The organism is Cerasicoccus frondis (genome assembly GCA_031296915.1).
Classification (GTDB): domain Bacteria; phylum Verrucomicrobiota; class Verrucomicrobiia; order Opitutales; family Cerasicoccaceae; genus Cerasicoccus; species Cerasicoccus frondis.
In genome coordinates, this window is the sequence record JAVDPC010000011.1 from 20253 (window position 1) to 33669 (window position 13417).

At 55.4% G+C, this 13417-nt stretch carries 14 protein-coding genes; 11 read left to right on the top strand and 3 right to left on the bottom strand.

Annotated features, from left to right (window positions below; translation table 11 throughout):
• The first annotated feature begins 14 nt into the window (after positions 1 to 14).
• Positions 15 to 188, top strand: coding sequence for a hypothetical protein (locus RBB63_RS10805; RefSeq protein WP_309384047.1), 174 nt, complete (start codon positions 15 to 17; stop codon positions 186 to 188).
• Between the two features lie 62 nt (positions 189 to 250).
• Here RBB63_RS10805 and acs read toward each other — a convergent pair whose 3' ends face one another.
• Together acs and RBB63_RS10815 are read right to left on the bottom strand one after the other, a co-directional pair.
• Positions 251 to 2197, bottom strand: coding sequence for an acetate--CoA ligase (gene acs / locus RBB63_RS10810; protein WP_309384049.1), 1947 nt, complete (start codon positions 2195 to 2197; stop codon positions 251 to 253).
• Positions 2198 to 2561: 364 nt separating this feature from the next.
• Positions 2562 to 3722 (bottom strand): hypothetical protein, encoded by a 1161-nt coding sequence (locus RBB63_RS10815; RefSeq protein WP_309384050.1) that lies wholly within the window; start codon positions 3720 to 3722, stop codon positions 2562 to 2564.
• 270 nt (positions 3723 to 3992) lie between these two features.
• On the opposite strand from RBB63_RS10815, the gene queA reads away from it, so the two are divergent.
• From queA to RBB63_RS10830, 3 genes are all read left to right on the top strand, one after another.
• On the top strand, positions 3993 to 5075 hold the full coding sequence (gene queA, locus RBB63_RS10820) for a tRNA preQ1(34) S-adenosylmethionine ribosyltransferase-isomerase QueA (RefSeq protein WP_309384052.1): 1083 nt from the start codon (positions 3993 to 3995) through the stop codon (positions 5073 to 5075).
• Positions 5076 to 5211: 136 nt separating this feature from the next.
• Positions 5212 to 5709, top strand: a complete 498-nt coding sequence (locus RBB63_RS10825; RefSeq protein ID WP_309384054.1) for an RNA polymerase sigma factor — start codon at positions 5212 to 5214, stop codon at positions 5707 to 5709.
• A 24-nt stretch (positions 5710 to 5733) separates the two neighbouring features.
• Positions 5734 to 6678: a hypothetical protein gene (locus RBB63_RS10830; RefSeq protein WP_309384056.1), complete on the top strand. Its 945-nt coding sequence runs from the start codon at positions 5734 to 5736 to the stop codon at positions 6676 to 6678.
• Between the two features lie 18 nt (positions 6679 to 6696).
• On the opposite strand, the gene RBB63_RS10835 is transcribed toward RBB63_RS10830, so the two are convergent.
• The gene (locus tag RBB63_RS10835) at positions 6697 to 7434 is read right to left on the bottom strand and encodes a hypothetical protein (protein WP_309384058.1); all 738 of its coding nucleotides are present in this window, start codon (positions 7432 to 7434) and stop codon (positions 6697 to 6699) included.
• Between the two features lie 215 nt (positions 7435 to 7649).
• On the opposite strand from RBB63_RS10835, the gene RBB63_RS10840 reads away from it, so the two are divergent.
• From RBB63_RS10840 to RBB63_RS10870, 7 genes are all read left to right on the top strand, one after another.
• Positions 7650 to 8246 carry a YceI family protein gene (locus tag RBB63_RS10840; RefSeq protein ID WP_309384060.1) on the top strand — a complete coding sequence of 199 codons (597 nt, stop codon included), beginning with the start codon at positions 7650 to 7652 and terminating at the stop codon, positions 8244 to 8246.
• Positions 8247 to 8335: 89 nt separating this feature from the next.
• Positions 8336 to 9826 (top strand): COG3014 family protein, encoded by a 1491-nt coding sequence (locus RBB63_RS10845; protein ID WP_309384062.1) that lies wholly within the window; start codon positions 8336 to 8338, stop codon positions 9824 to 9826.
• Entirely contained in the window at positions 9807 to 10268 is a 462-nt protein-coding gene (locus RBB63_RS10850) for a YcfL family putative periplasmic lipoprotein (protein WP_309384064.1), read from the top strand. Before RBB63_RS10845 ends, RBB63_RS10850 begins: the two co-directional genes overlap by 20 nt.
• A 41-nt stretch (positions 10269 to 10309) precedes the next feature.
• Entirely contained in the window at positions 10310 to 10693 is a 384-nt protein-coding gene (locus RBB63_RS10855) for a GxxExxY protein (RefSeq protein ID WP_309384066.1), read from the top strand.
• A 72-nt stretch (positions 10694 to 10765) separates the two neighbouring features.
• Positions 10766 to 11380 (top strand): penicillin-binding protein activator LpoB, encoded by a 615-nt coding sequence (locus RBB63_RS10860; RefSeq protein ID WP_309384068.1) that lies wholly within the window; start codon positions 10766 to 10768, stop codon positions 11378 to 11380.
• 102 nt (positions 11381 to 11482) lie between these two features.
• Positions 11483 to 12412, top strand: coding sequence for a carboxylating nicotinate-nucleotide diphosphorylase (gene nadC, locus RBB63_RS10865; RefSeq protein ID WP_309384070.1), 930 nt, complete (start codon positions 11483 to 11485; stop codon positions 12410 to 12412).
• Positions 12409 to 13416: a biotin--[acetyl-CoA-carboxylase] ligase gene (locus tag RBB63_RS10870; protein ID WP_309384072.1), complete on the top strand. Its 1008-nt coding sequence runs from the start codon at positions 12409 to 12411 to the stop codon at positions 13414 to 13416. Before nadC ends, RBB63_RS10870 begins: the two co-directional genes overlap by 4 nt.
• Position 13417 lies beyond the last annotated feature (1 nt).

The following is a 13417-nucleotide window of genomic DNA, read 5'->3' on the forward strand; positions in this document are numbered from 1 at the left end:
ACTGATTTAAAACAATGGGCGACTTCGGAATCGTAGGCATACTCGGAGTCGCCCTTTTTATTGCTGGCGTGGCGCTGATGTATAACCACTGGGCCAACCGTCGCGTAAACAAGGAGTTCAAGAATACCCGCTTCATGCAGGGCTCGCAACTCGGGCGCCGCCCCTACGACGAAGACGAGGACGACTGACTCCGGCATAAAAAAAGCAAGGCGCGCGACCTTGCTTTTTGATTTGAGGGTGAATTGCTTGCCTAGCCCTTGAACTTCTCCTTGAGCGAGTCGACGACGCTTGGGTCGGCCAGAGTGGTCACGTTGCCCAGCGGACGGTCCTCGGCAATGTCGCGCAGCAAACGGCGCATGATCTTGCCGGAACGGGTCTTCGGCAAATCAGCGGAGAAGACGATCTTTTCCGGGCGGGCAAACTTGCCGATTTTCTTGTCGATCATCAAGGTCAGCTCCTTGCGCCAGACATCTTCCGCGCCTTCGGCGCCGGTGCGGATGATGACAAAGGCCACGAGGCCCTGCCCCTTGATCTCGTGCGGCACGCCGATCACGGCGCTTTCCGCGACAGCTGGGTGCTCCACAAAGACACTTTCCAGCTCGGCGGTGCCAATACGGTGCCCGGAGACATTCACCACGTCGTCGACGCGGCCTGTGATCCAGAAATAGCCGTCTTCGTCCTTAATCGCGCCATCGCCCGGGAAGTAATACTTGCCGCCCCATTTGCACCAGTAGGTGTTCTTAAAGCGTTCTTCGTCGCCCCAAACGCCGCGCAACATCGACGGCCAGGGCTTGCGGATCGCGAGAATGCCGCGCTCGCACTCGTTGCCCTCTTCGTCGAGGACCGCGGCGTCAATGCCCAGAAACGGCGTGGTGGCCGAGCCCGGCTTAGTCGCGGTGACGCCCGGCAGCGGCGTGAGCATGTGGCCGCCGGTTTCGGTCTGCCACCAGGTGTCCATAATCGGGCACTTCTCGGCGCCAATCATGCGGTGATACCACATCCAGGCTTCCGGGTTGATCGGCTCGCCAACGGTGCCCAGCACACGCAGGCTGGAGAGGTCGTAAGGCGTGACGAATTGGTCGCCCCACTTCATGAACGCGCGGATCGCGGTCGGCGCAGTGTAGAAAATGGAGACCTTGTATTTTTCGACGATCTGCCAGAAGCGGGACTCGTCCGGGCTGTTCGGCGCGCCTTCATACATGACTTGAGCCACGCCGTTTTGCAGGATTCCGTAGACGATGTAGCTATGACCGGTGATCCAGCCAACGTCAGCGGTGCACCAGTAAACATCGTCAGGCTTGAGGTCGAAGGTGAGCTTGCTGGTCAGGTAGGTGTAGACCATGTAGCCGCCCGTCGTGTGCATGATGCCCTTCGGTTTGCCGGTGGAGCCCGAAGTGTAGAGCAGGAAGAGCATGTCTTCGGAATCCATCTCCTCGGGCGGGCAGGCATCTGGCACGGTCGGCGCAATGTCATGATACCATACATCACGCTCGTTCCAGGTGTGCGCGAAAGGCTCCTGGCCAAGGTGCCGCTGGACGACGAGCACCTTTTCGATGGAGTCGCATTCCGCCACGCCTTCGTCCACAATGTCTTTCAGCAAAAGCGCCTTGCCGCGGCGCCAGCCGCCATCAGCGGTAATGACCAGCTTGCTCTTTTGGTCCTGCACACGGTCCTTAATGGACTCGGCGGAGAAGCCAGCGAAGATCACACTGTGCACGGCGCCAATACGGGCGCAGGCCAACACCGAGATCGCGAGCTCGGGGATCATCGGCAGGTAAATCGAAACGCCGTCGCCCTTCTTAATGCCGAGGGCCTTCAGCACGTTGGCAAACTTTTCAACTTCGGCGAGGAGTTGCCCGTAGGTCAGCACGCGAGTCTCGTCAGCGGGCTCGCCCTCCCAAAGGATGGCGGGCTTATCAGCAAGGCCGTTGGCGACATGGCGGTCGAGACAGTTGACGGTGATGTTCGTCGTGCCGCCGACGAACCATTCGTAAACGGGGGCCTTGGACTCGTCGAGGACCTTGTCCCAAGGTTTCATCCAAGTGAGCTCGGAGGCGACTTCGCCCCAGAAGCCCTCGGGGTCTTCAATGCTGCGCGCGTGCGCTGCCTGATAGGCTTCGACACCGCTCAGGTTGGCTTGGGCAACGAATTCTGGTGTGGGTTCAAACTTACGGACATCGAGGGATGGAGTGCTCATAAATAAGTATGGCGGTAGTCAGGGGTTAACGGGTTTTCAAATGCTCCGCAGAGCAAGGAAGACCTGTGATTAAAGGACAAAAACCGCCTCAGGCAATAGCGGGCTTTAGCAAATTTAATAATTTTTAGTCCCGTTGCTAACAACCACCCACAGCATTAGACATACAGCGCCAGCAACCAACATTTCGTGAACATTCGCACGGAAAAAGCTGATTCATATCAGGGGCTTTTGGTGATGCGGTTACTGATCCCGATCAACCACCTCTATGCACGGAAAAGGCCGACGCTTGCACGTCGGCCTGAAAAAAGTTTGCTGTCTCTCTTTTGCCCAACGGGCAAAACTCTCCGCTCCAGCCGGAGGCTGGCTAGGCCTGCTTCTTATCGGACTCGGCTTCGTCCTCGTCGTCGTCTTCGAGCTGGTCGTAGAAGTCTTCGAGGTAGTCGACATTTTCGTCGATGTCTTCATCACGCTCATCGAAGTCCGGGCGATCAAAGTCGTCATCTTCCCACTCTGGCGCCAAGTAGATGACCGCAGGATGCGGCTCAGAAATTTCGGCAATGCGCCGGCTGCGGAGGTTGATCGGCAGCGTAGTGTTGAAGCGTTCGAAGAGCACGAGAACAGAATCTTGGTGCGTATTGCACATGTCTTCGAAATCCGCGAAATATTTTTGATTTCCCTCGTCGCCTGAGTCGACAAAGGACTCAACGATTTCCGGCAGGTCGGATAATTGAATCTTGGCGTGAAGAGCGAATATACGCTCCCGGGCTGCCTTGATGTCTTGGTTTTCGTTGTTCTTGAGGAACGCCTGAACGCACTTAACGATGAGCTCGTCAGCTTCCTTGCGCTTGGAAACGTGAAACTCCTGGGTCAGGCTCTCATCCTTAAAAGCTTTTTTGATCTCCGGCGAAACGCGAACAAGCGTCGGTCCAGTCCAGTTGTCAGCGTACTCGATGTTCTCATCGCCTTCGCTGCCCCAATCGTCGTCGTCGTCCTCACTGGAGCGGCGATCCACCATTTTCTTAGGCTTGGCCTCGGCTTCAGTTTGCTGAGCCTTGACGTCGGCTGAAAATTTATCGTCATCCGAGTCAACACCGACGGCGTCGAGGGCATCGAGATCGGTGTCTGCGGTCGATTCGATGTCCCATGAGTCATCATCGCCCCACTCGTCCTCTTCTTCGACGACTGGCTTTTTGGCGGCAGGCGCCTCTTTCTTGACGGGCTCAGCCTTGGCTACAGGCGCTGGCTTTTCCTCTTGCTTGACCACAGCAGGGGCAGGCTCGGGCTTAGCCTCGACCGGCTTGGGCTTCAGCGGGCTGGAGACTGCCGCCTCAGCTTTTTCAACAGGCTTGGCCTCCTGCGCCTTACCATCGGAACGTGGACCGTAGTTGGGATTGCGGTTCACCAACGGCTGAGCGTGGCCCTGATTCTTGGGCTTCCGCGTGAGGATAAAGAGCGCAACCGCGAGAACGGCTATGACAACACCAACTATGATGGCAATGATCAGCGTATTACTATCGTTTTGCATGGAAAATGTCTGAGAAAACAAGACTGACGGGAAAGGAGAAATTGGCGCGTTGTTTCGCCAAGATCAATACTTTAGGGGTCACTTTTTGAACTTTCAGTTTGATTGAGGTGTAAAAGCAATATTTCTGCCCGTAATGTGTAGCGCAAAGAAAAACTCTCAACACAATAAAGACTATCCAATTTATCAGCTAGATATTATAACCCACCCCTATTTTTGAAGTATACAAATTTTTTACAAAGCAACTTTCCCTTCGCCTAAACAGCCCAACTCATGCAAACCGACGAATTTGACTACCCACTGCCCGAAGAGTTAATCGCCCAGGCGCCCGCCGACCGACGCGACCACTCACGCCTGATGGTTGTCAATCGCGCTACGGGCGAGATCACACATACGCACTTCCGCAATCTGCCAGAGTTTTTGCCTGCCTGCCGCGTATTTCGCAACAACGCCTGCGTCTTTCGCGCGCGACTGCCCGCCAAACGCCCAACAGGCGGCGCTGTCGAGTGCCTTCTCTTACACCCAGCAGAGAAGCCCTGGGAATTCTGGTGTTTGCTGAAGCCAGGACGCCGCTTACAGGAAGGCGCGACGTTTGGCGTGGATGGCGTTTTCTCCGCTGAAGTCGTCGAGAAACGCCCGGATGGCGAAAATCGCGTCCGCTTCACGCCTCTGGCGGGGCAAGACAGTGTAACCGGCATTGCGGAAATGGCCGGCAACCTCCCCCTCCCCCCCTACATTGAGCAAGCCCGCCGCGAGGCCGACGCATCTAAAGACTGGTCCAGCTTTGACCGCGAGCGCTACCAAACCGTCTATGCCGACCCAGCGCGCAAAGTCGCCGCCGCCGCGCCGACCGCGGGGTTACATTTTACCCCAGAGCTGATCGAGCAACTCAAGGCAGCAGGCAGCAGTTTCCATGATGTCACCTTGCACGTGGGCCTGGACACCTTTCGGCCAATCAGCGTGGACCGCATTGAAGATCACGAGATCCACCGGGAATTTTACGAAATCGCCGAAACTACCCGCCAAGCCTTAGTGACGGAAACCGGAGGTCCGCGCTTGGCTGTTGGCACGACCTCCCTGCGCGCGGTGGAGGACTACGCCCGCAAAATGCCGGACGCATCGGGACCATTTGCCGCCGAGGCGGACATTTTTATCTACCCTCCAGCGCAGTTTCAGTTGATCGACAGCTTGATCACAAATTTCCACCTACCGCGCTCGACGTTGCTCTGCCTGGTAAGCGGATTTCTGACCCCCGGCAGCCTCGACGGAATTAAATGGTTGAAGGAACTCTACCAGGAGGCTATCTCCCTGCGGTATCGATTTTATAGCTATGGAGACGCAATGCTACTGGTGTAGAACACTTATTATATGGTCAAAAGGCTTGGCTTGGAGACATTTTCCCTATGCGATGCCCAACCAACACACCTAAAATGCCCTAATTGCGTCAAGGGAGTGATTTTAAAGGGAATAAACTTAAACTGAGCCGACTCGCATGTCTGAAAACCCGGATATAGACTTCCGCCAACTAGTGGCCGATTACTACCAGCCGCTGTATCGGTTCGCCTATAGCCTCACGAAGAATCAAGATGAAGCATGCGATCTCACCCAGCAGACCTTTGTGGTCTATGCCGAGAAAGGCGACTCCCTGCGGGACGCCAGCAAGGTTAAGTCTTGGCTCTTCACCACGCTTTACCGGGAATTCCTCCGCATCCGCCGTCGCGGCGCCAACATGTCATTCCAGGAACCCGAAATCATTGAAGCAGAAGCCCCCAAAGTTGATCCTGGCATCGCCAGCAAACTCGACGGGCGAAGCGCTGTGGAGGCTCTTGAAAAAGTCGAAGAGACCTACCGCGAGCCACTCACCCTCTTTTACCTCAAAGATCTCAGCTACAAGGAAATTGCCGAGGTGCTCGACATCCCAATCGGGACCGTTATGTCGCGTCTTTCCCGCGGAAAGACCCAGTTGAAAAAAGCCTTACTCAGCGCGTAATCATTCTCTCTCATCTCAGACAACATGGACATCAATAAGATTAAGGAACGCCTGGCTGCTCTCCGACCGGAAGACCTCGACTCTGAGGATCCCGAGATCGGCGAGCTCCTCATGCTGGTCGAGGAAGACCTCGAGCTGGCCGAGTGGTTTGCCCAGGAGCAGGTCTTTGATCAAAACTTCGCCAGCAAACTGCAGGAAATCCAACCGCCCGCCGGCCTCGACGAACGCATCATCGAAGCTATGGAGCGAACCCAGTCCAACGACACGCCTCCTATCCCAGCCGCAACCGGCAGTGAGGAAAAAATCGAATCTCAGACCATCCAAGTCCCCGTGGCGCAAACGCCGGATGTGGACGACGATAAAGTAACTGAATTTAAGCCCGAAGCTGCCGCCGAGCCGACCAAGCAGGAGATCATCCCGCCCGAAGAAGGCGGCTCAGCCGTGCCGTTCAATCCTGCATCTGGCAAGCGTCCATGGTGGCAAAACCCCAGCATGATCTCCGCGGTCGCCGCGCTGGTGCTGATGGCGGTAGTTGCGTTCAGCATGTTTGGCGGGCCCGAACTGCAGGCCGAGGACATTGACCAATTTTATCAGGACATTGGCCAGCACCACCAGTCCGAGGCGCCATTGAGCATGGAGTCCGCTGATCTCAGTGCGATCAACCAATACCTGAACCAGCAAGGCGCGCCCACCGTTAAGCATTTGCCTCCGAACATTGATACGTTGCCCGAAGTCGGCTGCAGCATCATGCAGTGGGGGGGGCATGTCGTTTCCGTCGTTCGCATGGACGCCGATGAAATGATCGATGTCTACATTGTGCACGCCGGATTGTTTCCCGACTTTTCCGCCAAGCCACAGCCGCAGACCGTGCAACTCGACCAGATCGTCGTTCTGGGCTGGTCGGATGGCGACTTGATTTACTTCCTGGTCCGCACCGGCGATTTAGATAAGATCAACAGCCTGCTCTAAAAGCACTTGCTGAGTGATTCATTTAGACGACTTGCGGCTGGGCATGAATTTTTTCGCATATCCAGTATATTTGCCTCTGGGATCAAATTCCGGGTAAGCCAATATCAATTCGAGAAAACCTCGATCATACTCCGATAAGCTTTCTTTAGGGATTTTCCACTGATCGCCTCGCTTGTTTCGGATTATCACCATATCCTCCGTCTGCGAAAGGTATTTAGCTTCAAGAAAGAGGCCTTCGTTATTCATCCAAAGCCGATGCATGGGGTGGAACCCAGTCTCGCCCGGCTTGATCGCATTCTTCAGTGGCTCTTCTTGAATGTCTTCCAGCGCCAAATCCAATTCGGATATATAGTCTACGCTTCGCACCGTGTCAAAAGACGATGTAGACTTGCTCAGGCCATGCCACCTTAGCTGAAGAAACTTGAGAGTTTCAGTGCTAAAGCCCGAATACTCAGTTTCATACCTTCGCGGCTTCACTTCGGTTAAAATATCGTGGCAATAGTCTGACTGTATGTCCGACAAACCTGACTCTAAGCTGAAAAAACGATAGTCTATCTCGATTGCACGCTTAAAAACCTTTTGTCCGTAGAGATTCACTTCGGGCTCCGACTCGGTTGTCTCGATTCTGAACAGCAATAAATTGCTTTCGATTTTTAGAGCATAGGTTTCACCATCGCGCATGCCAAAAATCGTAGCGTCTCCATTCGATTCTGTTAGTAAAAGGAAAAGAACAGAAAAACTGATAAAGTATTTCAACAACCGCATTCAATAGGTGCTAGTTGAAAGTCCCTAAAAAACAACTCAGAAACTGGTTGCTCACTGAAGCAGCTAGATTTGAACCCCAGCACTGCCGCAATCCTCCCATTGGTCCGGTTTCGCAAAATCAAAAAAATCTGCGTTCTACGTTTGCAATTTATGTGGATCTGAATTTGTCTCGACGTGAAGATATAAATTCACAACCCAAGCAACCTATGAAAAAAGCCACCCTAGTACTCACTGGATTATTTGCCGCACTGAGCGTATACGCCAAGTCATACACTTACCAGATCGATCCCAACCACTCCACCGTTGGTTTCTCCGTCCGCCACTTCGTCAACGACGTCAATGGCACATTTGGCAAGTTTGAAGGCACGGTCACTTACGATGCAGACAAGCCAGCCAATTCCTCGGCCAAGGCGACGATCAAAACTGACAGCGTCAACACCAACAACGGAAAGCGCGACGGGCACCTCCAGCAGGACGATTACTTCAACGTCGCCAAATACCCGGACATGAGCTTCGAAACCCTCGAATGGAAAAAAGTCAGCGCCGACAAATTCGAAGTCACAGGCAATTTGACCCTCCTCGCCGTCACCCGCCCCGTCACCCTGGAAGTCCAGCACCTGGGCACCGTCGAAGGCACCGGCCACTACGAAGGCATGGAAATCATCGGCTTCAAGGGCACGGGCACAATCAAGCGCTCGGATTGGGGTCTCGACGCTGGCGGACCGATTGTGGGCGACGACGTCAGCGTCACCATTTCAGTTCAAGGCCATCGCAAGACTGACATCGAACACATGGACCGCTAAGCCGGAGCCAAAAAATTTCTCAACCCGATCACGCAATGTGGTCGGGTTTTTGTTTTTCAAGCGCGCAGAAATCCTCATGATACGCCGTAGTGAGTTTCAAGACCACCCAGCACTACTGCCTATTTTTCCTCCTCATCGCCTGCGCGTTGCTGTTCACCGGCTGCGCGAGTTATCAGGATGAAACCAAGGCGCTGCGCAACGCCTGGATCTCCGGCAATGATGATTCAGCCGCCTCAATCGCTGCATCCGCCGCGAATGACAAGGACGGCGGCGTGGACCAGATTGTTTTCCGGCTGGAGGAAGGTTCAGCCCTCCGAGCAGCCGGAAATTATGAAGCCAGCATCGCCGCCTTTGCCGACGCCGACTCCGAAATGAAGGAATACGACGCTGGCGCGGAAATTCGCCTCGCGGCCGAAGCGGGCGCCACCCTCACGAATCAGAGCTACCTGCCCTACACTGGCACGGCCTACGACAAGATCATGCTCAACACCTACCAGGCGTTGAACTACCTGCAACTGGGCCAATACGACGACGCCCGCGTCTTTTTGAACCGCGCCCTGGAGCGCCAGCGAGAAGCGGTTAATGAAAACGCAACTCGCATCGCCGAAGCCACCGCCGCCGCCGAGCAATCCACCGAAAAAGCCCGCACCCAAACCGCTGCAAATCAAAACAAGGACTATGATGTCGAGCGCGCCCAACGGGACCCGAAATTCCAACAAAGCCTGAACTCCGTCTATGGTTACCTCGACCAACTCAAGGCCTACGCACCTTACGTGAACCCGTTCACTGTCTACCTTGACGGCGTGTTCCACTTGGCGCAGGCCACGGATTTGCCAGATGTCGAGCGCGCGGCCAAAGACTTCCAGCGAACCGCGTCGATGATCGGCGCCAACGATTACCTGGCGGGCGATAACGCCGCCGTGCAAGCCTTGCTTTCGGGCCAATCACTCACACCGGCGACCTACGTTTTCTTCGAAACGGGCATGGCCCCCTACCGCGACGAAACCCGCATCGACATTCCAGTCTTCATTTTTGGCGCCAAGGGCGTGCCCTACGTCGGCGCTGCGTTCCCCAAGCTGAAAATGAGCGGCCAATACGTGCCCTACCTCGACGTAGCCGCCAATGGAAAAAATTTCCGCACCAAAACGCTGTGCAACATGGACTCCGTCATCGCTCAGGAGTTCGACAACGAGCTGCCAATCATCATCACGAAGACGCTGATCAGCGCAGGCGCCAAGGCGGCCATCACCTATGGACTTTATGAGGCCACCAAGAACGACAGCAATGTCGCCACCGCTGTCATGATCGCGGGCGCCCTTTACCAGGCCGCCATGAATCAGGCCGACCTCCGCAGTTGGATCACTTTGCCCAAAGAAGTGCAATTTGCCCGCTTTGACACCCCTGCAAACCGGAAATTGACGTTGACCCAACCCGTTGGTGGTCAGAAGATCACAGTCACGCTGGAACCCGGCGTGGTCAACGTAGTCTACGTAAAGAGTAACAGCACTGCGGCCCCAATGCGGGTCAGCCAATTTGTCCTCAAATCCGATCCTACCACAAATGAAACGCGTTTGTTATAGCCTGCTCGCAGTCACTTTCCTGGCCGTCTTGGCCGGATGTAATTCGGTCAACACCGTTGAGCCCGCCAACCCCAAGGCCGAGCCCAACCTGATTGCGATTAAAAAAGTCGAGACCGACCCCGCCCTCGCGCGCAAAGTTGAAGTCGTCGATGTCAACGAAGGCCAGCGCGGCGACCTGATGTTTGTCCAAGTGCAGGTCGAAAACCAGAATTACGGCCCCGAGGACTTCAACTACCAGTTCACGTGGATCGAAGCCGATGGGTTCGAAGTCCAAAGCCCGCCCGCCCTCTGGAAGAGCGGTTTCATCCTCGGCCGTGAAAAGATTTTCCTGACTTCCATCGCGCCCAACCCACGCGTCGTGGACTTCCGCCTGAAGCTCCTCGCCCGCGAAACCTACAACGCCACCGTCGGCCAGAGCTCCCGCCCCAAGCGCGGCTATTAATAAACGGGTTAATTCTCACGCAAAGACGCAAAGTCGCAAAGATGGACGAAAACATGATCAGTAGGGAAGTCGTCGATGCTGCTTTGAAAATTCATCGTGATCTTGGGCCGGGTTTATTAGAGACCGTGTATGAGGCAGTTCTGGCGAAAGAATTGGAAATTCGAGGCCTTAAATCTGAGCGTCAGGTCAAAATACCAATCAGCTACAATGGGCTATCGTTCGATGAAGGCGTTAGAGCAGATATCGTAATCGATCAGAAGGTTGTTCTGGAATTAAAATCAGTCGAGCAACTCAGTAAGGTCCATCACAAGCAGTTACTGACCTACCTACGACTAATGAACCTAAATTTAGGCCTGTTAATTAATTTCAATACTCCTCTCATCAAAGATGGCATCCATCGCGTCGTAAATCAATTGGCCGCATAAACTTTGCGCCTTTGCGTCTTTGCGTGAGTTTCATTTCGTATTTATAAGAATAATCATTTAACCATCAGCATCATGAAAACACGCCTTGCCTTGCTCAGTCTTGCCGCCCTGCCGGTAATTTTCGCGGGTTGCTCCTCTTCCGGAACACCTGGCCGTAATGCGCGCTACGTCGACTCCGAAGGCACGCAGACCATTGTCAGTCTCGACAAGATCAACATTCAGGACTGGTCCAACGCCGCCGACCAGATGGTGCAAAGTATGCTCCTCAGCGGTGTGCTTGACCGCGCGCCCACCCAGCCCGCCGTGCTCGGCATAGGCCGCATCACCAACAAGACCACACAGCAGGTCGACACTGATTATCTGACGAAGAAAATCCGCGTCGCGCTCAACCAGAGCGGCAAAGTCGTCACGACGACGACTTACGGCCTCGGCAACTACGCCGAAGACGAGCTGGCCCGCCAGACGATGGAAATCCAGAAGTTCGAAAACAACGACACGAGCACCCAGCCACTGCCATACTTCACCCTCACGGGCAAGCTGCTGGAAGACCGCGCCTCTGCGGGCAAAACAAACCAAGTCACTTACACGTTCCAACTCAGCCTGACTCAGACCAACAACGGCCTCGCCGTCTGGGAAGACGAAAAGAACATCACCAAGCAAGGCGAAAAGAACGCGGTGGGCTGGTAAGCCCGAACCAGCACACAGTCGCAAGCGCAAAGAAATCGTATATTTTAATACGGTCTGGAATTTTGCCTTGGCTAAGCGCTTGCGCTGAAAGAAGATGCGCACATGGCCAAACGCCCTCTGGATGACTTTAGCCAACGCCTCGACTGGGACGATATCGACTCGGACTGGATTGCGCGTCTGATCGAACTCGCCTGGCGCGAAGACCTCGCTGGCGGCGGGCTCGCCAACGCGCCTCAGGGCATTGGCGACGCCACCACCGAAACCGTCATCCAGCCCGGACAAGGCGCCGCTCAACTCACTGCCCGCAAACCGATGACGCTCGCCGGGCTGCCACTGATCAACCTGATCCTGGAACGCTACAGCCGCGGCACCATACGTGCAGTGTTCAAGACGCAACTACAGGACGGCGACTCTCTGGCGGCCGGGGAACCGCTTGGCCTGATCACCGGCGAGAAAAGCGTCATCCTGACTGCGGAGCGCGTGGTGTTAAATTTCCTCCAACGCCTGACTGGCGTGGCGACTGAAACCCAGCGTTACGTTGTCGCCTTGGGCGACACGCCCACCCGCTTGCTGGACACCCGTAAAACCACTCCCGCCTACCGAGTTCTGGAGAAGTATGCCGTTGCCTGCGGGGGGGGGTGGAATCACCGCATCGGCCTTTACGACCGCATCATGCTGAAAGACAACCACTTGGCCGCCGCGGGCGCAGACAAAGGCGCGCGATTGGCAGCCGCCGTCAAACTGGCCAAGGACAAGCGCCCCGACCTCGGCATCGAAGTCGAAGTGGACGAGATGGAGCAAATCTCACCCGTCATCGACGCTGGCGCAGACGTCATCATGCTGGATAATTTCAATAATGAACGCTTGAGCGAAGCAATATCTCTTATTGGTGACAAATGCCTGACGGAAGCCAGTGGCGGCATCACCATTGAGCGCATGCCGTCTTTGGCAACGCTTGGTTTGGACTACATTTCAACCGGCGCAACGGTCCACCAGGCCGCTTGGGTCGACATTGGACTCGACTGGCAATGAACGACACGATCAATGAATCGGACTTAAGCCTCCTGGCCGCACTCTGTGAAGCGCAACCGGACTTTGTCTCAGGCGAAGCGCTCGCCGAACGGCTCGGCGTGTCACGCGTCAGCATTAAAAGTCGGCTGGACCGCCTCAAGGAAGCAGGATTCGAGATCGAAGCCGCCCGCAAGCAAGGATATGCGCTAATCTCAGAGCCCCCTACCCTACATCCGCTGATGCTGGAGCTTCAGTTGCGCAAGCTCGGCACAGAGCTCAATTGGATTTTGCTCGATGAATGCGCCAGCACCAACGACGAAGCGATGCGCAAACTCACCGAAGGCGCCCAAAGTCCCCTAGTGGTGATATCGCGACGACAAAAAGCGGGGCGCGGTCGCCTGGGACGTCGTTGGCACAGCGACGACGATGGGAATTTGATGCTCAGTTTCGGCGTCCGCCCGGACAAGCCTCCGGCGTTCATGCAGCGCTTTACGGTTTGGGTCGGCCTTCGCCTGGCTGCGCGACTCTCCAACTATAGCGGCGTCAGCGTTAAGGCAAAGTGGCCCAATGACTTACTCATCAATGGCCGCAAGTTGGCGGGCATTCTGACCGAAGCACGCATGGATTCCGACCGCATGCGCGAGCTGATCCTTGGCCTCGGCCTGAACATCAATAGCGCCGTCGACACCTGGCCTGACGAGGTCCGCAACATCGCCACAAGCCTCGCCTACGCCAGCAAGCAGCGCTTCTCCATGAGCGCGGCCACCGCGCTGATCCTCACCGAACTCGTCCGCGCTTACGAAGACTACCAAAATGGCGAGATCGACGCCGAGCTGGACAAGCTTTGGGCGGAATATTCCGCCATTAATCACCAATCAGTGACTATATCTACTTACGACGGATTGATCGAAGGCGAAGTCGTGGGCATCGACAGCTCTAGCGCCCTGCGCCTGAAGTTGGCCAATGGCGACATTAAAACCTTTGCCGCCGGCGACGTCAGCCTGAGCGGTCAGTTACCAGCGTGAT

What these genes read in the sequence shown, in the direction of transcription:
- RBB63_RS10840 (WP_309384060.1), top strand. Translation starts at nt 7,650, where the DNA reads ATGAAAAAAGCCACCCTAGTACTCACTGGATTATTTGCCGCACTGAGC.
- RBB63_RS10805 (WP_309384047.1), top strand. Translation starts at nt 15, where the DNA reads ATGGGCGACTTCGGAATCGTAGGCATACTCGGAGTCGCCCTTTTTATT.
- acs (WP_309384049.1), bottom strand. Translation starts at nt 2,197, where the DNA reads ATGAGCACTCCATCCCTCGATGTCCGTAAGTTTGAACCCACACCAGAA.
- nadC (WP_309384070.1), top strand. Translation starts at nt 11,483, where the DNA reads ATGGCCAAACGCCCTCTGGATGACTTTAGCCAACGCCTCGACTGGGAC.
- RBB63_RS10850 (WP_309384064.1), top strand. Translation starts at nt 9,807, where the DNA reads ATGAAACGCGTTTGTTATAGCCTGCTCGCAGTCACTTTCCTGGCCGTC.
- RBB63_RS10860 (WP_309384068.1), top strand. Translation starts at nt 10,766, where the DNA reads ATGAAAACACGCCTTGCCTTGCTCAGTCTTGCCGCCCTGCCGGTAATT.
- RBB63_RS10815 (WP_309384050.1), bottom strand. Translation starts at nt 3,722, where the DNA reads ATGCAAAACGATAGTAATACGCTGATCATTGCCATCATAGTTGGTGTT.
- RBB63_RS10825 (WP_309384054.1), top strand. Translation starts at nt 5,212, where the DNA reads ATGTCTGAAAACCCGGATATAGACTTCCGCCAACTAGTGGCCGATTAC.
- RBB63_RS10870 (WP_309384072.1), top strand. Translation starts at nt 12,409, where the DNA reads ATGAACGACACGATCAATGAATCGGACTTAAGCCTCCTGGCCGCACTC.
- RBB63_RS10855 (WP_309384066.1), top strand. Translation starts at nt 10,310, where the DNA reads ATGGACGAAAACATGATCAGTAGGGAAGTCGTCGATGCTGCTTTGAAA.
- RBB63_RS10830 (WP_309384056.1), top strand. Translation starts at nt 5,734, where the DNA reads ATGGACATCAATAAGATTAAGGAACGCCTGGCTGCTCTCCGACCGGAA.
- queA (WP_309384052.1), top strand. Translation starts at nt 3,993, where the DNA reads ATGCAAACCGACGAATTTGACTACCCACTGCCCGAAGAGTTAATCGCC.